Origin of the sequence: Halomonas sp. ALS9 (assembly GCF_001651035.1) — a bacterium.
Taxonomy (GTDB): domain Bacteria; phylum Pseudomonadota; class Gammaproteobacteria; order Pseudomonadales; family Halomonadaceae; genus Vreelandella.
On the sequence record NZ_LXRG01000210.1, the window covers coordinates 1 to 25,980 of the forward strand.

General features: G+C 52.5%; 27 protein-coding genes. 12 read left to right on the forward strand and 15 right to left on the reverse strand.

Features of this window, described 5'->3' with window-relative positions:
• Positions 1 to 41 precede the first annotated feature (41 nt).
• From A6R74_RS19295 to A6R74_RS19310, 4 genes are all read right to left on the reverse strand, one after another.
• Positions 42 to 338, reverse strand: a complete 297-nt coding sequence (locus tag A6R74_RS19295) for a DUF1330 domain-containing protein (RefSeq protein WP_064236097.1) — start codon at positions 336 to 338, stop codon at positions 42 to 44.
• 332 nt (positions 339 to 670) lie between these two features.
• A complete protein-coding gene (locus A6R74_RS19300; RefSeq protein WP_064236098.1) occupies positions 671 to 1,135 on the reverse strand; it encodes a 3TM-type holin in 465 nt (154 codons plus the stop codon).
• Complete coding sequence (locus A6R74_RS19305; protein ID WP_125410306.1) at positions 1,132 to 1,392, reverse strand: hypothetical protein; 261 nt, start codon at positions 1,390 to 1,392, stop codon at positions 1,132 to 1,134. The genes A6R74_RS19300 and A6R74_RS19305 overlap by 4 nt, the downstream gene beginning before the upstream one ends.
• 44 nt (positions 1,393 to 1,436) lie before the next feature.
• Positions 1,437 to 1,985 (reverse strand): glycoside hydrolase family 24 protein, encoded by a 549-nt coding sequence (locus A6R74_RS19310; RefSeq protein WP_064236100.1) that lies wholly within the window; start codon positions 1,983 to 1,985, stop codon positions 1,437 to 1,439.
• 760 nt (positions 1,986 to 2,745) lie between these two features.
• Between A6R74_RS19310 and A6R74_RS19315 the strand changes: the two genes are divergently transcribed.
• The 4 genes from A6R74_RS19315 to A6R74_RS19325 all read left to right on the forward strand — a co-directional run bounded on the left by A6R74_RS19315 (position 2,746) and on the right by A6R74_RS19325 (position 7,378).
• The gene (locus A6R74_RS19315; protein WP_064236101.1) at positions 2,746 to 3,441 is read left to right on the forward strand and encodes an XRE family transcriptional regulator; all 696 of its coding nucleotides are present in this window, start codon (positions 2,746 to 2,748) and stop codon (positions 3,439 to 3,441) included.
• 726 nt (positions 3,442 to 4,167) lie between these two features.
• Complete coding sequence (locus tag A6R74_RS19320) at positions 4,168 to 5,241, forward strand: hypothetical protein (protein WP_064236102.1); 1,074 nt, start codon at positions 4,168 to 4,170, stop codon at positions 5,239 to 5,241.
• Between the two features lies 1 nt (position 5,242).
• On the forward strand, positions 5,243 to 5,386 hold the full coding sequence (locus A6R74_RS22845; RefSeq protein WP_165603405.1) for a hypothetical protein: 144 nt from the start codon (positions 5,243 to 5,245) through the stop codon (positions 5,384 to 5,386).
• Between the two features lie 240 nt (positions 5,387 to 5,626).
• Positions 5,627 to 7,378 carry a glycosyl hydrolase family 28-related protein gene (locus tag A6R74_RS19325; RefSeq protein ID WP_064236103.1) on the forward strand — a complete coding sequence of 584 codons (1,752 nt, stop codon included), beginning with the start codon at positions 5,627 to 5,629 and terminating at the stop codon, positions 7,376 to 7,378.
• Positions 7,379 to 7,765: 387 nt separating this feature from the next.
• Here A6R74_RS19325 and A6R74_RS19330 read toward each other — a convergent pair whose 3' ends face one another.
• Positions 7,766 to 8,320: a hypothetical protein gene (locus A6R74_RS19330; protein WP_082906749.1), complete on the reverse strand. Its 555-nt coding sequence runs from the start codon at positions 8,318 to 8,320 to the stop codon at positions 7,766 to 7,768.
• Positions 8,321 to 8,515: 195 nt separating this feature from the next.
• Between A6R74_RS19330 and pip the strand changes: the two genes are divergently transcribed.
• On the forward strand, positions 8,516 to 9,466 hold the full coding sequence (pip, locus tag A6R74_RS19335; protein WP_064236105.1) for a prolyl aminopeptidase: 951 nt from the start codon (positions 8,516 to 8,518) through the stop codon (positions 9,464 to 9,466).
• Here the strand turns inward: pip and A6R74_RS19340 are convergent.
• Both A6R74_RS19340 and A6R74_RS19345 read right to left on the reverse strand, forming a co-directional pair.
• On the reverse strand, positions 9,463 to 10,644 hold the full coding sequence (locus A6R74_RS19340) for an AAA family ATPase (RefSeq protein WP_064236228.1): 1,182 nt from the start codon (positions 10,642 to 10,644) through the stop codon (positions 9,463 to 9,465). The two genes, pip and A6R74_RS19340, sit on opposite strands and share 4 nt — an antisense overlap.
• Positions 10,645 to 10,825: 181 nt before the next feature.
• Complete coding sequence (locus A6R74_RS19345) at positions 10,826 to 11,218, reverse strand: RidA family protein (protein WP_064236106.1); 393 nt, start codon at positions 11,216 to 11,218, stop codon at positions 10,826 to 10,828.
• Between the two features lie 141 nt (positions 11,219 to 11,359).
• Between A6R74_RS19345 and A6R74_RS19350 the strand changes: the two genes are divergently transcribed.
• The 4 genes from A6R74_RS19350 to A6R74_RS19365 all read left to right on the forward strand — a co-directional run bounded on the left by A6R74_RS19350 (position 11,360) and on the right by A6R74_RS19365 (position 14,252).
• The gene (locus A6R74_RS19350; protein WP_064236107.1) at positions 11,360 to 12,298 is read left to right on the forward strand and encodes a LysR family transcriptional regulator; all 939 of its coding nucleotides are present in this window, start codon (positions 11,360 to 11,362) and stop codon (positions 12,296 to 12,298) included.
• Positions 12,299 to 12,387: 89 nt separating this feature from the next.
• Positions 12,388 to 13,158, forward strand: coding sequence for a potassium channel family protein (locus A6R74_RS19355; RefSeq protein ID WP_064236108.1), 771 nt, complete (start codon positions 12,388 to 12,390; stop codon positions 13,156 to 13,158).
• Positions 13,159 to 13,230: 72 nt separating this feature from the next.
• Positions 13,231 to 13,404, forward strand: a complete 174-nt coding sequence (locus A6R74_RS19360) for a hypothetical protein (RefSeq protein WP_240488273.1) — start codon at positions 13,231 to 13,233, stop codon at positions 13,402 to 13,404.
• A 110-nt stretch (positions 13,405 to 13,514) separates the two neighbouring features.
• Positions 13,515 to 14,252, forward strand: a complete 738-nt coding sequence (locus A6R74_RS19365) for a YoaK family protein (RefSeq protein WP_064236109.1) — start codon at positions 13,515 to 13,517, stop codon at positions 14,250 to 14,252.
• A 105-nt stretch (positions 14,253 to 14,357) separates the two neighbouring features.
• Here the strand turns inward: A6R74_RS19365 and A6R74_RS19370 are convergent, their stop codons facing one another.
• On the reverse strand, positions 14,358 to 15,524 hold the full coding sequence (locus A6R74_RS19370; protein ID WP_064236110.1) for an MFS transporter: 1,167 nt from the start codon (positions 15,522 to 15,524) through the stop codon (positions 14,358 to 14,360).
• Between the two features lie 140 nt (positions 15,525 to 15,664).
• On the opposite strand from A6R74_RS19370, the gene A6R74_RS19375 reads away from it, so the two are divergent.
• Positions 15,665 to 16,504 (forward strand): helix-turn-helix transcriptional regulator, encoded by an 840-nt coding sequence (locus tag A6R74_RS19375; RefSeq protein ID WP_064236111.1) that lies wholly within the window; start codon positions 15,665 to 15,667, stop codon positions 16,502 to 16,504.
• 116 nt (positions 16,505 to 16,620) lie between these two features.
• Here A6R74_RS19375 and A6R74_RS19380 read toward each other — a convergent pair whose 3' ends face one another.
• Positions 16,621 to 17,514 carry a LysR family transcriptional regulator gene (locus A6R74_RS19380; protein WP_082906750.1) on the reverse strand — a complete coding sequence of 298 codons (894 nt, stop codon included), beginning with the start codon at positions 17,512 to 17,514 and terminating at the stop codon, positions 16,621 to 16,623.
• A 100-nt stretch (positions 17,515 to 17,614) separates the two neighbouring features.
• On the opposite strand from A6R74_RS19380, the gene A6R74_RS19385 reads away from it, so the two are divergent.
• Positions 17,615 to 18,292 (forward strand): NADPH-dependent F420 reductase, encoded by a 678-nt coding sequence (locus A6R74_RS19385; RefSeq protein WP_064236112.1) that lies wholly within the window; start codon positions 17,615 to 17,617, stop codon positions 18,290 to 18,292.
• A gap of 93 nt (positions 18,293 to 18,385) precedes the next feature.
• On the opposite strand, the gene A6R74_RS19390 is transcribed toward A6R74_RS19385, so the two are convergent.
• Positions 18,386 to 19,288 carry a LysR substrate-binding domain-containing protein gene (locus A6R74_RS19390; protein ID WP_064236230.1) on the reverse strand — a complete coding sequence of 301 codons (903 nt, stop codon included), beginning with the start codon at positions 19,286 to 19,288 and terminating at the stop codon, positions 18,386 to 18,388.
• Positions 19,289 to 19,471: 183 nt separating this feature from the next.
• Between A6R74_RS19390 and A6R74_RS19395 the strand changes: the two genes are divergently transcribed.
• Positions 19,472 to 20,050: an NAD(P)H-dependent oxidoreductase gene (locus tag A6R74_RS19395; protein WP_064236113.1), complete on the forward strand. Its 579-nt coding sequence runs from the start codon at positions 19,472 to 19,474 to the stop codon at positions 20,048 to 20,050.
• Positions 20,051 to 20,125: 75 nt separating this feature from the next.
• Here A6R74_RS19395 and A6R74_RS19400 read toward each other — a convergent pair whose 3' ends face one another.
• The 5 genes from A6R74_RS19400 to A6R74_RS19420 form a co-directional block, all read right to left on the reverse strand.
• Positions 20,126 to 21,919: a S8/S53 family peptidase gene (locus tag A6R74_RS19400; RefSeq protein WP_121499427.1), complete on the reverse strand. Its 1,794-nt coding sequence runs from the start codon at positions 21,917 to 21,919 to the stop codon at positions 20,126 to 20,128.
• Positions 21,920 to 22,020: 101 nt separating this feature from the next.
• Positions 22,021 to 22,638: a protein-methionine-sulfoxide reductase heme-binding subunit MsrQ gene (gene msrQ / locus A6R74_RS19405; RefSeq protein WP_064236114.1), complete on the reverse strand. Its 618-nt coding sequence runs from the start codon at positions 22,636 to 22,638 to the stop codon at positions 22,021 to 22,023.
• Positions 22,638 to 23,654: a protein-methionine-sulfoxide reductase catalytic subunit MsrP gene (gene msrP, locus A6R74_RS19410; protein WP_064236115.1), complete on the reverse strand. Its 1,017-nt coding sequence runs from the start codon at positions 23,652 to 23,654 to the stop codon at positions 22,638 to 22,640. The genes msrQ and msrP overlap by 1 nt, the downstream gene beginning before the upstream one ends.
• Before the next feature lie 108 nt (positions 23,655 to 23,762).
• A complete protein-coding gene (locus A6R74_RS19415) occupies positions 23,763 to 25,256 on the reverse strand; it encodes a HAMP domain-containing sensor histidine kinase (protein WP_064236116.1) in 1,494 nt (497 codons plus the stop codon).
• A gap of 3 nt (positions 25,257 to 25,259) precedes the next feature.
• On the reverse strand, positions 25,260 to 25,961 hold the full coding sequence (locus tag A6R74_RS19420; protein WP_064236117.1) for a response regulator transcription factor: 702 nt from the start codon (positions 25,959 to 25,961) through the stop codon (positions 25,260 to 25,262).
• Positions 25,962 to 25,980: the final 19 nt, after the last annotated feature.

Here is a 25,980-nt window from a genome sequence, read left to right on the forward strand (position 1 = left end):
AGTTTATGGGGTCAGTTCATTACTGGCGGGGGTTTTGCTTTTTAGGCTTCTGTTAGGCCATCAACGATAAACACCCGGTAGTCGGCGCCCTGAAAGCGGTGCTTGCGGGCTTCCTGGTAGGCGGGGCTGTCATACCAGGCACGGGCAGCGGCCATATCGGGGAAGCGCAGGATCACTGCCCCTTCCATGGCGCTGCCTTCTAGTACTTCAAAATCACCGTAGAACGCGAGCGGTTGCGGGTCGTGACCTTCACGAGCGGCTTTGGCTTTCTTGCCATAGCGCTCCATCTCTTGAGCGTCGTGGGTGTGTTCGCGGGTCAGTACGACATAAGCGGGCATTAAATTCTCCTTATTTATCTATCAAGAAAGCTGTTGGAGTAGACCATAGGCAAGGAGTTCACCGGTGACGCCCTTACCGGTGTGTAGGCTCTCTGCCTAATATCGCTGGTGATGGGGCGCGAGATTAGCTGAGGAGGCGTTAGATCGATCGTCTAGAGAGCGAGGTCATTGTTAAGGTTAATAAAACTTAAGTTTGCGCAGTCGCCTACGCATGGCATTTATAATTAGCCAGAGAGACAATTCAAGGCTGGTGATCCAGGATGAACAGAATAACTGGGGGTTGCCCAGGCAATACATCACAGCTTAGCCGCGTTGCTAATCAGTGGAACAGGTTACTGCTTTGGAAGCTGCTGGTAAATATTGTGCTGGGCTTTTGCCTGCTCTTGAGCCACTTGCCCGTTTTGCCATGTTGATATGCCGCGCTCGGCAGTCTGTCCCGCGATATAGCCGCCGACGCCAAGCGTCATCAGGTTCCAGAGTGCTTCGGGCAATGGCAGTGTCAGGCCCACGCCAAACATGGCTGATAGGTAAGGCGCGATAAGATAGTTATTGGCGACGATCGCTACGATAGTAAGCATTAAGATGGGACGCCAGTTGCGCTGTAGCCAACTTTCGCCTTCAGCCTCAACTAGCACGACTTGCATCTGGCTTTTGAGAGCGCTGTTTTCCGCATCGATCAATTGAATTTGTATCTCGTGCTTAAGCCGCGCCGCTTCATCTTTGTCGGTCAATGTCTTGTCGATCACGTTAAACAGCGGGCCGGTGATAACAGATAACGCTTTAGTCGCTATATTCATCGCAAGCTCTCCAGCGCTGACACTCGGCTATTTAAGTTATTGATGCGCCCCTCGATATTATCAAGCTCACGGCGCGAATCAACTGTGCGGTAGTACGTATCGCCCCTGCTTTTCAGCTCTTGGCGCATTTCCTGAAGCATCAAGTCCTGTATAGTCAGGCGCTCTTCTAATACAACCGACTGCTGGCCGAGCTTCACCAGTTCAGAGCCAGCCCAAATGATCAGCGTTACTAACAGTACCTGGATTCCTGTCTGCATATGCCGCTCAAATATTGAAGGTTTCACATTGCGTTGCTGAACCATTACGCCGCCCTCCGAAGCTTGATGCGCTCGTACCAAGTTTGGTCGTTAGTGCACAGCTCACCGTGAGCGCATTTGAACTCCAGCAGCAGGCGCTCAAGCGAATACTCATGCTGGCCGTACCCAGCCCCTGGCAGCGATGCCCAAATATTCCTGCATCGGTGAATGGCCTCGGCGATCTCGCCCGCCTGAATTAGGTGCAAGGCCTGCTGTTCACGGATTTGCTGAATTGCACAACGGTCTTGGCTTATTGGCCCGAAGTCGGGCAAGCTAAGCTTGATGCGGTAGTGATGCCAAAAGCGGCTCAACTGCTGGTATCGGCCTGCAGCTGTAGAATACAGCCCTTTACGCACTTTCATTCTTTGGCGAGGGTGGTCGGCGTAGTGATCCATTAGGATCAACTTGCTTGGGATAGAGCCGACAATCACTCGGTAGCCGTTATCAGTGCGGGGGTCTTGAAGCATGGGCTTGCCTATCTCAGCAAACGCCAGCACGTCGAGAAATGCGCATACATTCTTGCCGTCAGTGGCTTGGGAGGTAATTCGGGGCATGTAGGTCTCCAACGCCTCACGATGTGAAATTATGAGGTGTTTCATAATAGGACGAGCTTATCGCATTAATAAGCAATGCTAGGTTTTGCTTCATCTGAATATTTCTATACCTATCTTGCGTGGATGCTTGTCCGGCATCCCGATAATCTGAGAACTGGATTATTGCTACTGCATTATTCATATTTACCTCACTGAATTACTTCAAGGCCCGACACGCTCTCAAGCGATTCATGCCGGGTTTTTAGTTTATGGTTTATTTCGATACGACTTGGCAGGGCCTCTTAAACGCTCCAAAAAAGCTAACCTAAGCCCGTTGGCATTTAGCCGTTCGCATTGTCTTTCTACACTGCATCTCGTAGAGCTGATCATTCAGCGGCTTTGCTATAGCAATTACGTGCTCAAACATCACATTCACTTTGGGTTAGCGCCCGGGTAACTGAGCGTTCCAAGAAAATTCTAGGGCGATGATCGGGCGCGGTTGCGGCGCCAGTGCATGTAGAAAAGTCCACCTAAACGCAGGCAAGAAGAACATTTCCTGATTCGCGCTACTGCTAAGAAACACCGCAATCCCCGGTCAAGATCGTGATTGCCTGTTCGAGTGCCTTTTCGGCGTCATAGCTTAGTGTACAAGTATTTCCTGTAATCAGGATAAACCTACAATCCTTCAATTACAATTATTTCTTGTTTCATTGTAACAAGCTTGCCTTGTACACTGCTGAAAATTTACATCATTCAGTCAAAAAGCGCTTTGGGCAAACCAATGGAATTTTCAGAACGACTTAAAATAGCCCGTGAAAGACGTGGTCTTACCCAGACCCAGCTGGGCGAGATGCTTGGTGTTTCTGCGCAGTCGGTTCAACAGTGGGAATCAGGTGGAACGATGCCTCGCCACAAGCGCATAGACTCATTGGCGCAGCAGTTAAATGTGAGGCCGCAGTGGCTTATCCTGGAGCAAGGCCCCATGGTAGAGGGTGTGCAAGATGAGGTGGTGCTTCACAAGACGGTGCTATACGAAGAAGAGGGTGAAATACCGCCCGATGAGATTGAGGTGCCTTTTTTTCGTGAGGTTGAAATGGCAGCAGGAAGCGGAAGAACCCAAGTAATAGAAAATCACGGCCGCACAATGCGATTTAGCCTTCAACGTTTGGCCAGGGCCAATGTCCAGCCTTGTAACGCTGGTTGTGCCACGGTTACTGGTAATTCTATGGAACCTATAATTATAGATGGCTCGCCTATCGGTATCGATAAAGGCTGCCGTCACATAATTGATGGGAAAATATACGCGCTAGACCATGACGGCATGCTTCGGGTCAAAAAGCTCTACCGATTACCACTCAACCGCATGCGCGTAGTCAGCGAAAATCATGAAGAGTTTCCGGAGGAAGTGTATTCGATGGGTGATCCAGAAGCACCGAAGATAATTGGGCGTGTATTCTGGTGGGAAACCTTTTCGTAACAAGTCTTTTTTGTAAGAAAACCGTCTTTTTGAGGCGGTTTTTTTTCGCCTGTAATTCAACTGTTTACATTTATTTCTTGTAATTGCGTCTGGCGCAGCTTGTTTTTTTGCTTGATATTACAATTTTATCTTGTATAGTTAGGTTCATTGCAAGCAGCATGACCCGCACCACCGGGAAACGTGGATGCTCTTTAACAATTCGATAAGCCTAGCTACCCGTAGGGGACTGCATCCCACAAGAGGTCGCTAGGAATATGCCGCCCAGGGCTGTCGAAATGCTGGGAGTGCTGAAAGGCCGCGCTGACTACGCAGTGGGGCATATGTCTGCACACTCGGAAGAGAATAGAGCGGATTGCCGACCGCGAGGGGGCAGACTCTTGGCAAACAAGCCCGGTTAGCAGTTAACGCTAAACCAGATTCCACTGCAGGGGCTGCCGAATCAACAGCAGTAAGTCGCGCCTGACACGCAGCAATATAACGATCTTGAAAACGCAATTCCTATTTAACCTATCTTCACCATGCAGTTTCTATCAAAACAGCATCTTACGATGACAAATAAAATCGAGACAAGATAAGGAGGTGATAGCACCCTAAACCTAGCCCATGCGGGTAATCAATTGAATAAAAACCACATAAGTTCCCGCATTTATTTTAAATCGGGGAATGCGTGAACACTGAATCTATCTATACCTAAGTAATACTAAGCCGAAGCAATAGGAGAATTTTATGAGCGTAGTCCGTATTAACGAAACCCAGCCTCTTTCCGGCGCCATTACAGACCTGCCCGACAACATTTACGGCAATTACAACAGCCCGCTGTATCAACTGATACAGGGAGGGCTACGTAATCAGCCAACCACTGACCCTAACCCCATTTTATTTCTTCAGAAGTACTCGTCTGCTAACCGCAACCAGAATTCATCGGAATGGGAACAAGGTGGGCTTTACTCACAGTTAACTAAGGTTACTGGTAACGCATACGGTGCAGCAATCACTGGAAATGCCCGAGTCACTGGTGGATCTGGAGACTCCATTGGGATTCATGCTCGCTGTTCTCGGGTAACCTCAGGTGGCCGCGGATATGCTCTTTGGGGTTATTTTTCCGGTCAAGTGCAGAGTAGTGAAGCTAGCCATGCAGCTGAGCTTAATGCCAACGTAACCTATGATCCTGGATATGGCTCTAACCACCAGCTTGTCCGGGTATGCATGGCTGATCGATCAGCTGACACTAACCGATTCGGTAGCGCCCTGACTGTAGGCCGAAATACTAAAGGTGGTGATAACAACGGCTTTCATACCGGGCTTCGATTTGAAGCAGGTTCCATCGTACGCAGTACTGGAAATGATGGAGAGGCCATCCGTATAGATGCGCCAATTAGTTCCTCTGGAAGCATCGGTGGCCTTCGCTTCGCCCGAGCTAATACCTCGCACGGCGGTGTATTCAAATATGCCTTCAAAACAGACGAAGCGGTTTTCGCTGACAATGAAGTCGGGCGTCTTGGCGTCACACAGCGTCTTTCTTGGTACTCCAACGGAGCCCGTAGAGTTAGCTTGGTGGGGGGCAATACTACCCTCAGCATTACCGGCGGAGCCCTTAATATTGCCAATCCGGTAAGTGACACGGGATTACAAATAGCAGGTACTAAAGTACTGGGCCAACGCAAAGGCGGCTGGGGGGGTGTAAGCGGTACCACTAATCGAGCGCAATTTAATACATCGAATGTCACAACCTCTCAATTGGCTGAGCGAGTTAAGGCCCTGATTGAAGACCTGACAGGTCATGGTCTAATTGGAGCTTAATATGAACGAGATAGAGAAAATACGCGCAGCAAGTGAGTTTCTTATGCGCTGTGATTTGAAGGGTCACGAAGTACCTTACTTCAATGAAGCCATGCAGTATTTGAATGAACTTTCTGAAAAAAAATCAGCAATAAATGAAAAGTAAAAAATATAAGTAAGGTCGTCTTGAAGTGGCTTTTGTTAGCTGCTGAGACTAACTAAAAGAATATAGGTCATATGACCTATGGGATAAAGCAGCTTACATGATTGGCTATGACTTTAATTCTGTGTAATTTTAAATGCACCATAAATTGATGTTTTAGCCAATTTTTTGAGGCGTTTTATAATTCTGCTGTGTTTTTTAGTAGAAAAAATCATCATTAACATAATACATGAAGGAAAGTAGATGAATAATAGCAAGTTTCGCGATAATGCAGCTGAAACATTGGATGGCGTCACGACTAGAGGTGTTAGCAACTTAGCGGATAGTATTAGTTCTACAGAAGTTACTACGTCTACTGGTACTCAAACAGTTCTTGAAGCGTTAGATGCCCGGTGGAATGTGCTAGTTAAAGGAGGTAAATCCCCCCGCCCACTTGATGAACAACTAGCTGAAGCTATGTACGTAGAAAACTTCGGTGCAGTGGGCGATAATGTTACTGACGATACTGCTAGCTTGCAACTTGCGTTAGATAGTGGCGAAGATGTATACCTTTCTTCCGGAAAAACGTATCTTATTTCTGACACCCTGAGCATGACAACACCTAACCAGCGTTTCGGTGGCAATGGCATTATTAATTTTAAAATTGCCAATAACCAACCCTCTCGACCAGCTGTATACTTAGCCAAGGGTGCCGATAAAGCTATCTTATGTGTACGTGCAGTTAACCACAATGGTCAGAATCATGGCCCCATTAACGACCGTGGTGGACACCTAATTTGGGCTTCTGCTATCTTTTTGGAGGCTGATGAGTGCGAAGCTCGTAACGTTACGGTTCTTAACGGTGCGGATAATGGTATCGCAGTTTGCCGTATTGAAAATGATACTATTATCGCTAGCGCGCCGCGTATGGTACGTGTTACCGGTTGTCGCGGTTCTAACTGCGGCTGTGCAACTGGCTTGAAAGAGCTAATTGATGGTGTTCCAACGCCTCGTGGTCGCCTTGGCGCGGCGGTCGATATTGGTTCCGGCAATAACTGCATCGTTTCTGACTGCTTAGATGAAGGCTCTTATATTGGTTTTATTCTAGACTTAGGTGCTGGCGCCCAAGCAGTATTCAGTAATTGTATCGCGTATGCTACTAAGCGTGATTATGACTGGGCCGGTACAACTGAGTCAGGTACTGGTTTTTACATTGGAGGATCAGATAGTCATATCGTCAATTGCCAGGCTTTCTTCTGTGAGAATGATGGTTTTTGGTTCGATGCAATTGCTTCTTACACTTCCGGCACTAACTTGATGTCTTATGGCTGCAGGCGTCACGGTTACCGTATTGATAATGACTTTGCCACTTTCACATCCTGCGTTGCAAAAGCTAATAGTCAAGATCCTGAAGCTTTCGGAGTTGGCTATTTAATTGGTGGCCCGAGAAACAAGGCATTTGTTACATTTCTTGGTTGTATGGCTTTCCAGAATCACAAAGTAGGTTTTTACATTCCTTCGGGTGTAACTAACGCGACACCGACACTTATTGGTGGTCGTTATGAGGGCTTGATCGCTAACGTTCTTAATGATGGCACCAACTCTAAGGTTGGTTCGCTTATTTCCTACAATGGTAATATGGGTGCTGGCACTACTGAAGCAGAAGCTTCTGGTTTTCACGTAGCTGGCAAGAAAATGGCTGGTGACTTGGGTGATACTGGAAACGCTGGCCAATTTGCTATTAGCCCAGAGAGTTCCAACTCAAAACGTCTTTCTTTTGAGTATGACGACGCTGCCAATATGGCACGCATTCAAGCTGTAGAAGCAGGCATTTCACATCGCATCTTACAGATCAATCCATACGGTGGTCATGTTACGGTCGGTAAAGGTACGTTTGATAATACTCTGGTTCTAAATAATCATTATCTATGGGTAGACTCCAGCAGTCGATTACGTATTAGCTATGGGCCTCCGGCGTCAGATACTGCTGGCGCAGTAGTTGGCACGCAAGCCTAAATAGGCTTCTAGTTAGTATTTTTAAAGTCACTGACTGGGAGTTAAAGATCCACACTATTAGGGTTTATAACCCTGCTAAATTAAGTCTATGTGCGATAAAATGATTATTGCTCGGATAGCTGATAGTTTAATTAGCTATCCTTGTCGGCAGGGTTGTAAATTTATCTTTATAATTTCAGTTGGTAATTGCAGGAGGATTTTAAAATCTCTGAGTAGGAGTGGTTCTAATGTATTAGCTGAATAAAAGATTGTAGAGGATTTGATATTTAAAAAAGCTTTTGGTGATTAAAGTAGGGCGAGCTGAGTTGAGGTTCGGTACGTGAAAAATGCAAAATAAGAATGCCGATAATTTATCGGCAATTCAACAAAAGTTTTAACCATTGATTACTAAACGTCGTTTGTATAATCGCTGGCTACGTTGAGGGTGCCATTCTTAGTGAGTTTTGGGTCTGGTTCAATGACTACTTCGGTTTCCAGCCGGTTTTTTTCCAGTGTTGCCAAGGCAATCTGGTAGCAATCTTCAACATGGCTGTTACCCATGTACTTCATGGCTGTAAAGCTAATACCACCTGCTACAGCGCTACCGACAAAGGGAACGAACTTAGCAACACCTTTGGACGCTACCTTGACGCCCATATTGCGTAGCAACATTACGATGAGTTTTTTGGTGATGTATTTCCCGGCCAATTTGCTTCCGGTATTTGAAATGGCGGTCATCACAAAGAGCTTTGATGGGGTATCCAGACCGTTGATTTGTTCTGGTGACAAGCCAAATTGTTCATTAATTTTGGGAATTAAACGCATCAATATGGCCACGTCTGAGCCAATATCCAACCCGGGGATCGGGATGATTGCGGTGCCCGCAGAAAGACTCGAACTCTTAGTGACCATTGAGTGACACGACTTTCTGATGGCGTCGAGTTCTTCTATTGATTCAATCATGATGAGATCCTTTTCATTTAATGTTTGATTGATCCAGAGCGGACTATACCGCTTTCTGATTCACTTCCTTCTCTAGATACTAGCATTACTGTTCGCTCTTCGACGTCATTCGAGAGCCGCCTGTAGTAAAGTCGTTGACGAAGATAAAAGTGTCAAACGGTATCTGGAAAGGTGCAACTGAAGCGGGAGGCTTGAATGACGAACTTGAAAACCCTATACCCACCGATCGAACCCTACGAAACAGGCATGATTAATGTGGGGGATGGTCATACGGTCTATTTTGAGCGTGTGGGCAAGCCAGGCGGAAAGCCTGCAGTGTTTTTGCATGGTGGCCCCGGCGGTGGAATTTCACCTGATCATCGACGCCTTTTTGATCCTGAGCGCTACGACGTTCTTCTCTTTGATCAGCGCGGCTGTGGTCGTTCAGAGCCTCATGCCAGTATCGAAGCCAACACGACATGGCATTTAGTCGAAGACATCGAGAGGCTGCGTGAACATGTTGACGTAACCCAGTGGATGGTTTTTGGCGGCTCCTGGGGTTCTACCCTGGGCCTTGCCTACGCCCAGACGCATCCAGATCGTGTCAGTGAGCTGATTTTGCGAGGCGTCTATACGGTCACCCAAGCGGAGATCGACTGGTACTATCAGTTTGGTGTGTCTGAAATGTTCCCCGATAAATGGGCGGCGTTTCAGGCGCCTATCCCTGAATTAGAGCGACACGATATGGTGGCCGCCTACCGTCGCCGGTTAATGGGGGATGACCCTGTTGCTCAGCTTGAGGCGGCAAAGGCGTGGACGATTTGGGAAGGGGAAACCATCACCCTTCTACCAGATCCTGCCTTTTCGGCTCCCTATAGAGAGGGATATTTTGCGTTAGCTTTTGCTCGGTTAGAGAACCACTTCTTTACCCACAAAGCCTGGCTGGAAGAAGGGCAACTGCTTGCTAACGCCGATCGGCTAAAAGGCATCCCCGGCGTTATCGTTCACGGCCGCTACGATATGCCATGCCCTGTTCGTTATGCGCTGGCGCTGCATAATGCTTGGCCAGATTCGGAGCTCCATATAATCGAAGGCGCAGGGCATGCCTGGAGCGAACCCGGCATTCTCGATCAGTTGATACGCGCGACTGATCGCTTTGCTGTTTAATCCATCCACTGCCAGGGCGGTTCGTCCAACCAGCCCTGGCCGAGAATAACGGTCTCACCAAACGCTTTATCCAGCGCAATAGAGTTGCAGGCCTGATCTTGTTCCAGCGTCGCCACCAAGCGTGGCGCGTGGGAAACCACCCACACTTGGGTCTCCTGTGATGCACGTATTATTAGGCGCCCCAAGGCGGGTAGCAAATCCGGGTGTAGGCTGGTTTCGGGCTCATTTAATACCAGCAGTGAAGGCGGCCTAGGGGTGAGCAACGCCGCCACTAACAGCAGATAGCGAAGTGTGCCGTCGGATAATTCCGACTGGTTTAACGGGCGCAACAACCCTTCCTGCAGAAATTGCAGCACAAAACGGTTACCGGCGTCGGCTGCAAACTTGATGCTCGCGCCCGGAAAGGCGTCTTCAATTGCTGCATACAGTGCCTCACGATCACCGATTTCGTGAATGGTGCGTAAGGCGGCCACTAGGTCGTGGCCATCGTGATCCAGCACCGGCGTGCGGGTGCCGATTTGCGGTGTGCGAATAATGGATTGCGGGTCGGTTCGGAACTGATCGTAGAAGCGCCAGTGGCGGATTGTCTGTCGAACCGCATGGACTTCAGGCACGGCGACCGGGTCGCTGATTTCGTTCAGGATGCTTTCGTAGCTATTCAGGTGGGCGTTGTAAACTTCCCATTTGCGACCGACGCGCACTTTGACCACAGAGCCAACGCGGTCAATAAGGCAACTGCTGGGTCGGCAAACGTCGCCTGCCCAAATGCATTCACGCTTTATCTCGGGGTCGAACTGGAACATGGAGGGATCCCCGTAGCCCGCAAACCCCTGGGGCGCAGGCATTCCCAACGAAATAGCGTAGCCAAAGTCTTCACCGACAAACCCCAGCCTGAGGCGGGTATTGCTTTTTTTGGCGGTGCCCTCAATGGGGGCAGACCCGTCTCTCATGCTGTTGGTGAGTTTTTCCGCGCCCGCCCAAAAGGTGTAATCAAGCCCGCCTTCCTGGGCGATCGATGCGATCAGATTGCCTTTGGCGGTGTCTGCCAGTAACCGCAACGACTTGTACAGGTTGGATTTACCACACCCGTTGGGCCCGGTCACGACATTGAGACCCGACAGGGGAGAGACAACGTTTTTCAGACTGCGGTAGTTGGAGACGGCAAAGGCGTTGATCATAAGCTCTGAATGGTTGAGGGCGATCCGTTCGGGCAGCGTTAAAAATGCCAGCTTAGCGATAGCAAATACGAAGTCACGCTCTTCGTCAAATGGCAAACTGAAAAGGTCATACCTTCTCCGAAGGCAGCGGGCAGAAACGCCCCGTCGTCGCAACGAATAGGGGCTTGAACTGTATTCCTGATTACTCGGGCAGTCTGGCTATCACCTTGATTTCAAAATCGAACCCTGCCAGCCACGTCACGCCGACAGCAGTCCAGTTAGGGTAGGGTTTTTCCGGGAACGCGCGTGCCTTGGCTGCCATGACCGCGGCGAACTGGGCTTCGGGGTTGGTGTGGAAGGTCGTCACGTCGACGATATCCGCGAAGCTTGCGCCAGCGGCTTCCATAACACTCTGCAAGTTGTCGAAAGCGAGCTGAACCTGGGCGTCGAAGTCCGGCTCGGGAGAGCCGTCTTCTCGGCTGCCGACCTGGCCCGACACGAACAGTAGATCGCCGGAGCGAACGGCAGCAGAATAAGCGTTCTGCTCATAAAGCGCTTGGCGGCCTTTCGGGAAAACGACATCACGTTTTGCCATATGTATCTCCATCAGTAAGTCAAAATTGACCTGTTAGTTATGATGAAGCCACTTTAAGCCTGCGTTCATGGTGGATAAACGGCGAATTCTGTTCAACATTGTTTGTATATTTCAAACAATCACGAGGTGCTTGGCACAGCCATGGATCGTTTTAACGCAATGCAGGCCTTTGCACGGGTCGTGGAGACGGGCAGCTTTACCAAGGCCGCTGAGACACTTCACATGAGCAAGACCAGCGTGACGCAACTCGTGCAGCAGCTGGAGGCACGACTGCGTGTCACGCTGCTCAACCGAACCACCCGCAAGGTTAACGTCACGGCGGACGGTGTCGCTTACTACGAGCGCGTCATCAAGCTGCTGGCCGATATGGATGATGCCGAAACCAGCTTGTCCAATGCCTCGGTATTACCCCGCGGTCGACTAAGAGTGGACGTACCCAGCCCTTTTGCACGCATGATCCTGATTCCCGCCTTGCCTGCGTTCCATGCTCAATATCCCGATATTCAAATCGATATGGGCGTGAGCGATCGCCTGGTGGATTTGATTGGTGAAAGCGTGGACTGTGTGGTGCGCGGCGGGGAACTTACCGATTTGTCGTTGGTGGCACGCCGCATAGGAGACCTGAGTCTTGGTGTTTACGCCGCACCGAGCTATTTGGAAAAGGCGGGTGTACCTTCGCACCCGCAAGAGTTATCACTCCCGCCTCACTACATCGTTGGTTTCAGGTGGGCGCGCTCGGGCTTGGCCTTTCCCTTCGCCCTACACCGCAACGAGGAGCGTGTCAGCGTGCAGGGGCGCTATGTGATCTCGGTCGACGATGGAAACGCTGGGCTTGAAGCGGGCCTGGTGGGTCTCGGTGTATTATGCCTTCCAGACTACATGGCCAGGGAGCATTTATCGCGCGGCGAACTGGTGCGCTTGTTTGAGGATTGGCACCTCGATCCAATGCCGATGTACGTCGCGTTTCCACCGAATCGGCACGTCAGCGCCAAACTGCGCGTGTTTATCGATTGGGTCGTGGAGTTGATGGCGCAGCATGCGCCTATCGTTGATCGGCGGGGGCATCAACACCAACGTTGACGTTTTATTTCGCGAAAAGGGCTGCTTCAGTTGTTTGCGAGCAATGGAATTGAAAAAAATGATGTGGATGGGTAGGTGTGAATATAACGATGAATAAAGCCGCGCTCTATCGGCAGTTGGCGCCGGAAGCACGTCAGCAGAATGGGCTTTCAATACTCAATCAAGTGATTGGTGTGCTTATTTTGTTGGCCTCTTTGACGGCTATTTTAGAAACTGAACCTACGCTTCGCGCAATCGCGCCATGGCTCTTTCCCACGCTCGAAACGATCTTCGTGGTGGTGTTCATTATTGAATATCTTCTGCGGCTTTATTCGATAGGGGAAGATCCTCGGTATCGTGGTTGGAGTGGCCGTCTTCGCTATATTTTTTCGTTTTGGGCGCTGATCGATTTAATTGCTATTTTGCCGTATTTCTTAGGTTTTATGGTTCATGACAACGCCTTTTTGGTAAGGCTGTTGCGCTTGCTGCGTATGTTACGGCTAGCCCGCCTGGGAAGGTTCAGCCAAGCATGGACGGAGTTGGCGGATGCGCTCCACTCGCGCTCTTATGAACTATGGTTAAGTGCAGGTGTGGCTGCGTTGTTGTTGCTGTTTTCATCCTGCTGCCTGTATGTCGTTGAAGCCTCCGCCCAGCCGGAAACTTTCGGTAGCGTACCCCGTGCGCTGTGGTGGAGTATCGCGACGCTTACCACGGTGGGCTATGGCGATGTGACGCCTATCACCGCGCTGGGCAAGTTTTTTGCGGGCCTAACCGCGGTAGCAGGTATTGGTATTATCGCCATGCCTACCGGTATTTTAGCGGCAGCGTTTAGCGATGCGTTTCAGAAGAAGCGCAACCCAACCGATGGCGAGCAGCCTTAACAGATGAATATGTTAAGGTGCTTTCTCACTCGTTACTCCTTTGTTGTTTCTTTGAATAGTTGATCATTACCTGTGAGAACCGATAGCCGCCTCTCCCGTATGCTGCATGTGCTGCTGCATATTGCGCGAGAATCCCAGCCGATTACCTCTGAACAGATTGGCGCCATGCTAGTCACCAACGCTGCCGCTGTGCGTCGCACCATGGCGGGGCTTGCTGCGCATCGAACGCTGATGTTTGGCATTTAACGCTCGAATTCAGGCGTTGATATGTCAGCACTCACTCCATTAGCGAAATTAGAACTATGCTTTAGTATGAGTGTCATACTTGCCAACTCTTAGGTGGTTGGAGAAGGCGCTTGCTGATCAAAAAGAAGAAAGCTCGATCTCATACTGAGGATCGTTGTCTGGCACTGGTGCTAGCAACAGCTGCCGGTATTCTCAATGCCATGGCGTTGGGTGCCTTTGGGTTTCTGCCTTCCCATATGAGCGGCAATGCCTCACAGATATCAACCGAAGTGGCCAGTTCCGATACCTATGGCTTGCTGTTTCTGGCAGCTCTGCTTTTGGCATTCGTGTTCGGCAGTACGCTCGCACGCGTTGCTGTGGTCGTGGGGCAGAAACTCAGAACTATCTTTTGCCTGATCCTCATGGCGGAAGGCGTGGCATTGACGGCGGTGTCGGTGTTTGAACTGCTGTTTTATTCGACACGCTTCAACGAGGAAGTGCTGATAGCACTGGGCTTCTTGATGGGAGTACACAACGCGACTTCAACGCAACTGTCGAACGGTCGGGTGAGATCGACTCACGTGACCGGCACTCTAACGGATGCTGGTATCGCGTTAGGCTCGTTCTTATCATCATTGGTGGCACGCGGTGAGGCGACCGACCGTCGCTCTTGCCGAAAGCAACTGTATACGCATTTGACGACGATTTTTTCATTTCTGATCGGATGTATCGTCGGATTAGTGCTGTTCAATTTGTTTGGTTTCAAGGCGATGCTGGCGCTGGGGGCTGTTTTGATCATCGTTCCTTTGAGCGCGATTGTTATCACCGTGCGTACGGCAAGTAAGTGGATGGACGCCAGAAGAGCCTAGCGGGTAGTGACGTCCCTTCGCCGGTTGAATGGTTACGATTGACTAAATTGGCGTGGCATTAGGCCTGCTATGTATCTGAGTGCTCTCCGCTAATCATCTGTGGCCTTAATGCTGGGCTTTTACCACAAGCGCCAATTGTACGAATGCCCCTAATGCGGCGATCGCCCCTGCACCTACCGCTAATGTCGAAACGGGCAGGTGAAAGGCAAGCAAAATGCCGCCACTCGCCGCGCCTATTGCACTGCCTAAATAGAGCGCCGATTCATTGAGCGCGACCGCCAAGTTGCCGTCGCCATGGGCTTGGCGCGTACGCACGAGTTCGTTGTTTTGTGGCACTTGCAGCGCCCAGCCAACGGCTCCCCAAAGCGCAATCGGCAGTAGCGTCAGCAGTGGATGAATAGATGCTGAAAGGGGAAGGGCGATCAGCGCTATACAGAGCAGCAGCATAATCGCCAAGGTAATTACTGGGCCGTTAAATTTGTCGACCAATGGGCCAATCAGAAAGCTGCCTACGACACCGCCAATTCCCCACACCCACAAATAACCGGTGATCGACTCAACAGCGCCTGACTCGGCGGCCGCCATAAACGGGGCAATAAAGGTATACATGCCTAAGCTGGCAATGGCCGCCAATAGGGAAACTGCCAGAATGCCCATGGCATGAGGGCTTTTCAAAATCGCCAGTTTGCGGACAAGTGACAGCATGGGTGCGGGTGGAAGCGCAGGCAGTTTAAGCTGTAGCCCCGCATAGGCAATGAAGCCGAGTACTGCGATAAGCCACATGGCTGACGCCCAACCTAAACGCTCGGCCAGCAATAGGCTGATCGGCACACCCAGTACCGTGCCACTCGCCATGCCGCCCATAATGATCGCAATCGCTTTACCACGCTGTGCTTCGGGCGTGATGGCGGCTGCGGCGGCGATGCCCATGGCAAGATAAACCCCCGCGCCAATGCCTGCGATGGCGCGCCATATAGCGAGGGTGATAAAGCTGGTGGCCAGCGCGCTGGCGATGTTAGCCACGATAAAAACGGCTAACGCCACCAGTAAGCCCAAGCGTTGATGATGGCCGGGCAGGAGTGCTACGACGACGGGGGAGCCTAAGCCATAGGCCAACGTAAACGCCGTGACTAACTGGGCGGCCTTGGCTGAAGAGACACTAAAAGCGTCGCCAATAAGTGGAATAAGCCCAGCGGTCACATAAGAGGCCATCCCCAGTGCAAATGCCCCCAGGGCTATTAAATAAACCGATAAACGAGACTGATCAGCCATTACGCTCTCCATGTTAGATAAGGATCGAAAAATCACCGCTAGTTCTGCCAGCGAGAGGCTATTCTGGAGAGGCTTTTAAAGGGGTACAATTTAACTATTTATGCTATTACTAAAAGTGATAAGTTATTAAAGGTAATAAAATGACTGCTGCCCGGACGCTAACTCGAACGCGGGAAGACTTGGCTGCATTTCTACGCAAGCATCGTGAGAAAATCGCGCCGGAAGAGGTGGGGCTGCCTCGTGGCCGCCGAAGGCGCACGCCAGGATTAAGGCGCGAAGAGGTTGCCGCGTTAGCGGGCGTGGGGCTGACCTGGTATACCTGGCTAGAACAGGGGCGGGATATAAGCGTATCGGCGACGTTTCTGGACAATTTATCCAAGACGCTCAAGCTGGATGCAGCTGAACGCCGCCATCTGTTCTTGCTTGCCCATCAGCGGCTACCCTCTGAGCTAGGTAAAACCTGGTGCAGCGTGCCGCCGCTGGTGCAAACATTGATGGACGACCTGCCCACACGGCCCGCCTATATCCTGAACCTACGCTGGGACGTGCTGGCCTGGAACGCGGCTGCCGATAAGCTGTTCAGCTTCTCTGCCCATGCACCTGAGCGCCGCAATATGCTGTGGTTGTTATTTACCGACCCTGCCATGCGCAAACTGCTATCGCCCTGGGAAGAGCAGGTTTGCCAGATGCTATCCAGTTTCCAGCGCGACTTTGCCCGTGCAACCGAAGATCCCGCTATCGATGAGCTGGTTGAAGAGTTAACCAAAGTGGCACCAGAGTTTAAGGCATGGTGGAAAAATCAGGAGGTCAACGCGCCCTGTCAGGGAGTGCGTCATCTTTATCTTGAAGCGCTCGGCGTTGTGGCGTTTGAACACACGACGCTCACCGTTGATGAAGAGCGCCACCTGCGGCTGGTCTACTATGCCCATAAAGGCATCGATACCGAACAGCGGGTCTTTAATGAGTGGGTGGTGGAGTAAGCAGTATTTGTTAAGAGTACGAGATGGGGGGGACGTCGGGTATCTACTCTCTGCAAAGGTGGCACAGATTGAAGCAGATGCGCCCTCGATAACCGACTAAGCGAATGTGTTCACAATTAAACGAATGTAGTCACAATATCGTCTATAAAATGACGCAGCTTCGGTGTCATGCGCTGATCGGCGGCGTAGAGCAAGTGCATGGGTCTTGAAGGCCCCTTATAGTCTGGCAAGATGCGCACCAGCCGCCCGGCGGATAACTCCTCAGCGAGTGCGGCTTCGTAGCCCAATGTAATGCCGAACCCCTCCAGTGCTGCGCGAAGCAGCCCCTTCCAGTCATTGATTTGTAGCCGCCCATTCACGGGCACATCATATGTGCAGCTGTCTCGACTGAAGCGCCACTTTCTGCCCAAAGTGCCGAACCCATAGGCGAAGCCCAGGCACTCATGCTCCACCAGATCCGCAGGTGTCTTAGGCTCACCGTGTTCAGCTAAATAGGTAGGCGAGGCACAGGCGATAAGCCGATATGGAGCAAGCGGACGTGCCACCAGTGTGGTGCTGTCGTCGATTGGCCCAAGGCGAATGACAGCTTCGTAGCCTTCCTCGATAGGGTCGACCAAGCGATCCGACAAGGTGAGATCGACCTCCACCTCTGGATACTCACGAAGGTAGCGGGTAACGAAAGGAACCAGCCTTTGACTGCCAAACGTGACGGGCGCGTTGATTCTGAGACGGCCCCGTGGTTCGGCATGGGCTTGTTTCGTCACTGCATCGGCCGCCTCGACTTCTGCGAGGATCGTTTGGCAACGCTCATGATAGAGGTGCCCGATCTCGGTCAGGCTCTGTTTGCGTGTGGTGCGGTGCAATAGCCGCGACCCAAGCTGCTGCTCCAGTGCCATGATGTGCTTGGAAACCATCTGCGTCGATAGGCCGAATGCTGCGGCGGCGGCCGTGAAGGAGCCAAGATCGGCAACCCGTATAAAAATAGCCATGCTCGTTAGTCGATCCAGCATTATCAACTCTTGTTAGATAATTAAGTAACTAAAGTGATATTTATCACGTATAGGTAGAGGAATAAAGTGCAGTTTATCTTAAAGCTGTCGGGAGAAAGACATGCAGATCGGCGTTATTGGTGCGGGTTTTATCGGACGAGCGTTCGCACGGCTGGCGATTGCGGCAGGCCATGAGGTCATGGTCAGTAACTCGCGGGGGCCGCAGACACTCAGCAGCATCCCGCCGAAAATTGGCGCACAAATTGGTACTGTGCAAGAGGCCATCGGTTTCGGTGACATTATCCTGATCGCCATTCCCTTTCATCAATACGCCACTCTTCCGGTTGAGTTACTACGCGATAAGATCGTGTTGGACGCCAATAACTACTACCCGGATCGGGATGGATCGATCCCAGAACTGGATAAGCGTATGGCGACAACGAGTGGACTGTTGGCGCGGCATTTGACAGGTTCCCATCTCGTGAAGGCATTCAATGCGATCCTGGCCACCGATCTGGAGCAAGGCGGGCAAACACTACCTTCGGGAACCCGGCGAGCCTTACCTATAGCGGGGGATGATGACGTGGCCAAGGAGATCGTTGCAAGCCTAGTGCGCCAGTTTGGCTTCGATATTGTTGATGCGGGGCCGCTTGTGGAAAGCTGGCGTTTTGAGCGCGCCAAACCTGCTTATTGTATACCGTACGATCGCGAGGGGTTGCGTCAGGCACTTGATGAGGCGCAGCGTGACATTGATATGCCGGAAGGATCTTGGCGTGTCAATAAAAGGCAAACAAAGTGAAAATTGGCTTTGTATTGAAATCCAAAGCAGAGAGATTGGTTACCGTGGCGCTAGTGCGCTTTTGGCGCGCAATGGCTTAGGTCAGATTGCCCTTCACCCCTGCAAATACTTCCCTGGCAGCCGTTCGGCCAAAAACTCCATAAACAGCCGTGTGCGCTGGGAAAGTGTCGTTTGGCGGTAGTACACGGCGTTGACGGCTTGGGTTTGCGGTTCAATGTGGTCGGGCAATACGTCCACGAGAGCGCCATTCTGGCGGGGTGCAATGGTCATGAAGTCGGCCAAGCAAACAATCCCTTCTCCCGCAATGGCGAGTTCTATCAGCGTGCTGCCGCTAGAAGCAGCCAATGCCGGGGTGATGTGAAAAGGTTTACCATCGGCGTTGTACAGCGGCCAGCGGTTGAGATGGTCGAGCTGACTGAAACCCAGCAGACTGTGCTGTTGAAGGTCATTGATGCTTTGAGGTGAGCCGTGGCGTTCAAGGTAGGCGGGGCTGGCAAGAAGGCGCAGCGGGCTATGGCCGAGTAAGCGCGCGTGCAGGGATGAGTCTTCCAGATTGCCGATGCGAATGGCCAGATCAACCCGCTGTTCGAGCAGGTCGACAAAGCGATCATGGGTATCCAGCTCCAGCGTAATACCAGGGTAGCGAGCGCGGAACTCGCCAATCACCGGCACAATCACGAACTGCATAAAACTGGGAGCGGCGTTAACTCGCAGCCTGCCTTGGGACTGATTGTGGCGATCCAGCATTGCCTCTTCGGCTTCTTCAACAGCAGCCAGAATATGGCGGCAGTGGTGTAGAAACGTTTCTCCCTCTTCGGTCAGTTCCAAGCGGCGCGTTGTGCGACGTAATAGCGTGGCGCCAAGTTTTTGCTCCAGACGGTTAAGCGTACGGCTAACCCCGGAAACGGTCATGCCAAGTCGCTCAGCAGCGCCGGTGATAGAGCCGCTATCCACGACCGTCACAAATGCTTGTTGTTCTTCAAGGGTGCTTTTCATAAATTGCTTTTCATAGCGCTGCCGTTTGCCTTGGTGAGTGTTTAACATTGTTGATTTAAAATCAAAAGAGTCTTGCTGGTACGTCGCTTCTTTTTCCGCGCTGTTACTCCCACAATACGCGCCATTAACGTCAAATCTATTCGGCTAGCTTTGATGATGAACCTCTTTGGGAGAAAGCGTTAGATGAAGATTCTACTGATTAACGGTGGCAAGGCGTTTGCCCACTCTGGCGGTGAGCTCAACAATACCCTGCACGGCGTGGCAGTGAGTACGTTGCAGGAAATGGGCTATGAGGTGCGCGAGACGGTGGTTGATCAAGGCTACAATCTTGAGACCGAAGTGCAGAACTACCTATGGGCGGACACCATTGTGTATCAGATGCCGGGTTGGTGGATGGGAACGCCCTGGATCGTTAAGCGCTACATCGATGAGGTGTTCACAGAAGGCCACGGTTCACTCTACGCCAGCGATGGCCGCTCGCGGCAAGACCCCACTAAACAGTATGGCAGTGGCGGCTTGCTGCAAGGGCGCCGCTACATGCTGTCGCTGACCTGGAATGCCCCTTTGGAAGCCTTCGACGAGCCGGACAATTTCTTTGAAGGGCGTGGTGTGGATGGGGTTTATTTCCCATTCCACAAATCGCAGGAGTTTATCGGCCTAGAGGCATTGCCGACCTTTATCGCCAACGATGTGATGAAGATGCCGGATGTCGATCGCGACAAAGCGGCTTATCGTGCCCATCTTCGCAAAGTGCTTGGCTAAAGTACTTGGCTTAACGTAGTTGATTCGGACAAGCCCACCTCGCGAAGTGGGCTTTGTTTGGCTGATTTATCTGACCTAGCGATCCCGATCCAGACTTTGCACCGTTAGATCCAGCGCCTTGTACATATCCAGCCGGGCGGAAAGGCCTATATCCGGGTGGTTCAGCTCGTTAGCCCGTTCCGATGGCAGTATCGGTGCGGTTAGGTCATCCGCGTCTGTCGGCTCGAAATCGTACTCTTCCCCGATCGTCATGGCGCTGCGGCGAAGTAGCATGCGTAATTGTGCCGGGGTAAGCTCGGGGTCAATCGACATCATTGCCGCCAATAGGCCGGCGACTAGAGGCGTCGCGTAGGAGGTTCCGCAGTGGGCTTCGCCTTGCTCACCTTCTACCAGTGAAGAGCCCCGTACACAGGCCGCTGCGGTTATATCCACCCGCATATCGATATTGGATGCATTACGTTTGACCACATAGCGGGGATCGTCAACCTGCACATCTTCATCGCTGCGTTGATGCCCACCCACCACAAACAGTTGGTCGGTAATAAACGAGGAGGGCAGGCGATAATCGTCACTTCCCGAAAATGACGAAGCATTGCCTGCTGAGTTCACGACCACTACGTCGGGGTGTTCGCGGCGCAGCCATAAGAAGAACTCTTCGAGCAGCTCTTCGTAACCACTCATGGCGATGCCGGAACGCACCAGCGAATCGACTTCCTTCCCGTTTATGTCGATGGCCCCTACTCGGTGGATGCCCCAACTCCAGTTGAGCACGCGTACGCCGTCCTCTACCAGATTGACTGAAGCCGCAACATTCGCCGTTATGCCTGCATCTGAGTTGCGATCCACAATCACATCAAAGCCAGGGCCCACGTCGTCCAACCCGCGTAAAAAACCACTATTGCCGCCTTCATTCCAGGCCGCGGCAAATACACCAGCGACCGTAGTGCCATGCCCGTCGGGCTTAGCCGCATCGCGGGCGTAAACGCAGGTTCTAGACGAATCAGTGCGGCAGTCGCCCAGGTAATCGGCGAAGTCCGGCGCGTCAAAGTCTACCTCACGCTCGATGACGCCAATACGTATGGGCTGCGTCTCGATACCCCCGCCGTGGCCCTGACGTGATAGGCGTCGCTGGTAATAGTTCACGGCATCCAGAAAGCGGTTCGACGCCCACTCCTGATTATCCGCAGCGGGCGGCTTTTCCATCTCGCTCTCAATGCTTTCTTCTGCCCCCGACTCTTCGACCACTACCGCATCCACGCTCACTTCGCTGCCCAGCCGAAGTACCAGCGCGTCGCGCTGTTCCAGGTTATTGGCGGGCAAGCGCAGCTGATAGGTGTTGAGCGGTGGGATCATACCGACGACTTCGGCGTCGTACTTCTCTGCCAAACGCTGGGCTTCCTCGGCGCCATCGTGGCTCTCTTCAATAATCAGGCTGACCAGATCTACGTAGGTGGTCAAGCCATCCATATTCTTCGCTACCTCTTGATCCGTGGCTGCGACTACGTGGCTGCCGTTCAGACTGAGCCAAACCGGGTTGCTGGACTGCTCACGCTGCTCAAACCATAGTGGGCCGCTTTGCGCATCAGCGCTGCTGATGCTTACACGCACCCGATCATTGTCGTGGGTGATGTCATCTGGCTGAAGCGCTGTGCCGTTCAGCTTCAGCTGAAAATCGCCGTTCTCAAGCCCACTGACGCGCAGACAAAACGTTTGCCTATCCAGTTGCAGCAGGTTGCCACAGCGCTGCAGTTGTTCGACTCGCAACGGCTGTTCGGCTTGCGCAGACTGCTCAGCAACCGCGGCAGAACCGATCAACATTAGCGCCAACGCCGAAACCAGCCGACCAGTGCTCCAATAGTTTACTGCCATGCCTCTTACTCCAAACGAGATTCGATTAACTGCACGCAGCATAAACGTATTAGCTGAACAGAACATGAATCCGTTCGGTATGCGAGGGCCTCTATTGTGTTTTAACGGCTAAAACGATAACGCAGTTTCGGCAGGGAGCGGGCAACAGGCGGCAGGCGGGTAACCATAATCAGCGCAGCAATCGCAGCGTACATCGCCCACTCTTGCATATCGGCGCGTACCACCCAGAAGAAGTGCAGCAGCACCAAACCCAAAATGGCGTAAGAAAATTTGTGCAATGGCTTCCAACGTTTGCCTAGGCGTTTCATCGACCATTTATTAGACGTTGCCCCCAGCACGGCAAGGCCGATCAGCGCGATCATGCCGACGATAATATACGGGCGTTTGACGATCTCGCTGCCCAGCAGCGCCCAGTTAAGCCCCAGAATAAACAGCGCATAACTGAGCATATGCAGAGTGGCGTAGGCGAGTGCCCAGAGACCCAACTGGCGACGGATTAGCGCAAAGCCTTTCCAACGGGTGAGCTTGGTTAATGGCGTCAGGCTCAATGTAAGTAGCAATATCCACAGCGCGCCGATGCCAATATTCAGCAGTAGGTAGCGCCCCGGTTCGGGGCCCGCGGCATTATTCGCCACCTGCCAACTCCAGAACAGCAGCGGTGCTAGCGCCGCTAGAAATACCGCGCCGCGCCAGGCTAACCATTTGTGCTGCGGTGCCATCAGTAGTTCTTCCTCAAATCTAACCCCGCATACATCTCGGCGACTTCGTCGGCGTAGCCGTTAAACATCAGTGTATCGATGGTGTTGGGGTTGAACAGGCTGTTGGGCAGGCGGCGCTCGGTGGCCTGGCTCCAACGCGGGTGATCAACCTGGGGGTTAACGTTGGCATAAAAGCCATACTCGTCCGAGGCAATCTGCTGCCAGGAGTTAACCGGCTGCTCTTCGACCAGCGAGATACGCACAATCGATTTGATACTCTTGAAGCCGTATTTCCAGGGCACGACTAGACGTAAGGGAGCGCCGTTTTGGTTGGGCAGCTCACGGCCGTACATACCCATGGCCAGCAGCGTTAGCGGGTGCATGGCTTCGTCTAAGCGCAGGCCTTCCACGTAGGGCCAATCAATGATCGAAAACGAGGAGCGCTGGCCGCGCATTTGCTCGGGGTCTACCAGGGTTTCAAAGCGCACGTACTTGGCTTTGCTGGTGGGGTCGGCGCGCTTGATGATTTCCGCCAGCGGAATACCCAGCCAAGGAATCACCATCGACCACGCTTCTACGCAGCGCAGGCGGTAAATGCGCTCTTCAAACTGCGAGGGCTTGGCAAAGTCCTCTAGGGCAAAACGCCCACCGTTGTTGACTTCGCCATCTACCACCACACTCCATGGTTCGGTCTGCAGGCTGCCTGCATGGCGGGCAGGGTCGCCCTTGTCGGTGCCGAACTCGAAAAAGTTGTTGTAGCCACTGGCGTCATCAAAGGGGGCTATTTTATCTTTGTCAGGGTCGCTTGGGGTGATAGCCCGCCACTGGGTGTCGCTGATTTTCTCCTTTAACCACGCGGGGGCATCGCCGTCAGGAACATCAGAGTAGTCGGCATCTGCTTGAGCGTGGCCGGACAGGGCGAGCCCCGCGCCTAGGCCTGCCATACCGCCCATAAAGCGCCGTCGAGAGAGGTAGATGGACTCAGGCGTTACATCGGACTCGTGCAAGTCACTGGGTTTGGCAATCTTGATAAGCATGTGATGCCTCCACTGTCGATGGATAAGGTGTGTGCTATTACTGTGACCATTTTGTACAAGATTTATCACAGATAACTCTTAAAGTTGTTACGTTTTTTAAACGTCGACTCAGCAGGCAGCATCGACAGGCAAGCGTATGCAGAAGGATGCGCCTCCCGAGGCGAGGTTTTCCACGCTGATATCACCGCCCTGAAGGGTCATGATTCTGCGTGCAATCGCTAGCCCGAGCCCTGCATGGCCGGCGCCGCCAGGCGCTTCACCGCGGTAAAAAGGGTCGAAAATATGTGCTAGATCCTGCGCGGCAATACCTGGGCCGCTATCCTGCACGTAAACCTCGGGTTTACCCTCCGCCTGGCCGACAATGACGTCAATTCGTCCGCCTAGTGGGCTGTAGGCAATGGCGTTGCTGATCAGGTTATCCAGCACGCGCTCAGTCATGGCGAGGTCGGCGTAGGCGGTGGGCAATGCTGGGTCGCCGCTTAGGCTTAGCGTCAACTGACTGTCCTGCGCGGCTTGGCTATGCTTCTGTACGACGTCGTGAACCAGCTCGGCCAACGGGAAGGGTTCCGGCACCGGCTGTTTTTCCCTCGCCTCAAGGGCGGCAAGCTCAAAGAGTTCGTCCACCAGGCGGCTTAAACGGCGCCCTTCTTTGAGGGCGATATCGAGAAAGCGATCCTGCTCCTGGGGACTGAGGCGGTCATGTCTTAACTTCAGGCTTTCGATATAGCCCTGCATGGACGCCAGCGGTGTACGTAAGTCATGGGATACTTGGGCGACCAGGTGGCGGCGCTGGGCGTCTTTTTCCGTCAATTGCTCAATCTGATTGGCAATCCGTTGGGCCATGGTGTCAAAGGTGGCACCCAGGTAGTCGATTTCGTCGCGCACCACGGGACGCTTATCGCGCCATCTTTTGTTGTGCCAGGTGTTGTGTGGGCTCTGGCTCATATCACTGTTCTCGAACTCCTCGACCAGTCGTGTCAGTGACCTTAGCCGACGGGTTAACAGGCGGAAAATGGTCAGCCCTGCGACCATCGCCACCGCCAGGCTAACCAGCAGCGCCCAGGCGCTCATTTCGAGCACTTTACTGCCACGGGCCAGGGTTTCTGCCGCATCGTACTCCTCGCCCCGCAATACCACATAAAGATAGCCTTCCGGGTTGTCCGCCGTGGGTACCGGGGTAACAGAAAAGACTTTCTGCCGATCATGGCTGCGGGGGTCGTCGCCAAGTAGCGGGTAAAGGCTCATGTCATCCATCAGCCTGCGTATGGGCGCCAGGGACACTTGGTTGCGTTTGATTTTCGCCGGATCCGCCGAATAGGAGAGGAGTGTGCCCTCCAGATCCAGCAGATAGATCTCGATGCTGGGGTTAATTGCCATGTAGAGGGCGAAGAGTTCTTCCAGGGCGCTACGGTCAAGCTCACCATCACGGACTAAATTCCGGTCGGACACTAGGTTCTGGGCCAGATTCTGATGCAGTGCTTGGTTGACGGAGGCGCTGTATTCACGCAGCGAATAGAGGCTAATAAAGGTGTACAGCAGGCCGACGGCCAGCAACAGCAGAAATAGGCCGAGGGCTAGCCGGGTGTAGAGTGTTTTCAGCATAGCTTAGTCGCGGAAGCGATAGCCCACCCCCCAAACGGTTTGAATAAATGCCGGGTGAGCGGGATCCGTTTCGATTTTACCGCGCAGCCGGTTGATGTGGGTGTTGACGGTGTGCTCGTAGCCTTCGTGGCTGTAACCCCAAACGGCGTCGAGTAGTTGAATACGGCTAAATACCCGCCCCGGATGGCTGGCAAAGTGCCAGAGCAGGTCAAACTCCCGCGCGGTGAGTTCGACGGTTTGTTCGTATATAAATACCCGCCGGCGGACAGGGTCAATACGCAGCCCTTCGGCGATTAACTCGTCACTGCTGGTTTCCGCGACGAGCTTGGAAGCCATGGCATCCACGCGCCGGAACAGGGCTTTTATCCTTGCGGACAGCTCGGCCACGCTGAAGGGTTTGGTGAGGTAATCATCTGCCCCGATTTCCAGGCCTAGTACTCGATCCAGTTCAGTGCTTTTAGCCGTCAGCATCAGTACGGGAACGTAGCCTGGGCCAGCGCGGATTTCGCGGCATACGGAAAGCCCGTCTATGCCAGGCAACATTAGGTCAAGCACCACCAGGTCGATGCCGCCTTCACGAAACCGCTCAAGCCCGGTATCACCCCGCTCACAAAGAACGGGGGTCATGCCGAGTTCGGCCACGTGTATGCGGACGAGCTCGCCGATACCAGGGTTGTCCTCAATAATCAGTACGTTTCGTGTCATAGCTGCCTGGCTTTTAAAC